1 protein-coding gene is annotated in these 397 nt (G+C 63.7%); it reads left to right on the top strand.

Translation table 11 applies throughout. From position 1 onward, the window contains the following. A partial coding sequence (locus ACT3UN_RS16585) for a transposase (protein WP_444657677.1) occupies nucleotides 1–397 on the top strand: 397 nt, incomplete at both ends.

Genomic DNA, 397 nt, shown 5'->3' with positions numbered 1-397 from the left:
CTTCCTGGTCACCAGTGACGCTCACCTGGGCATCCAGCACGCGATCGGCGAGGTACTGCCGAACGCGTCGTGGCAGCGCTGTCGGACACATTTCGCCAAGAATCTGTCGTCCATGGTGTCGAAGACCCAGTGGCCGACGTTGTCGGCGATGTTCCAGACGATCTTCCAGCAACCCGACACGGCCGCGGTGTGGGCCCAGGCCCGGGAGGTCGTCGCGTTCTGTCAGCAGAAGTTCCCGCATGTCGCCGACTACCTGGAGGAAGCGCTCGACGAGCTGCTGGCGTTCACAACCGCGCCGAAGGCGGTGTGGACGAAGGTGTGGTCTAACAACCCCACCGAGCGGCTGAACCGTGAGATTCGCCGGCGTACCGACGTCGTGGGGATCTTCCCGAATCGT

The organism is Corynebacterium sp. AOP12-C2-36 (assembly GCF_052379185.1).
Taxonomy (GTDB): domain Bacteria; phylum Actinomycetota; class Actinomycetes; order Mycobacteriales; family Mycobacteriaceae; genus Corynebacterium.
This window is presented reverse-complemented; position numbering and strand designations above follow the sequence as displayed.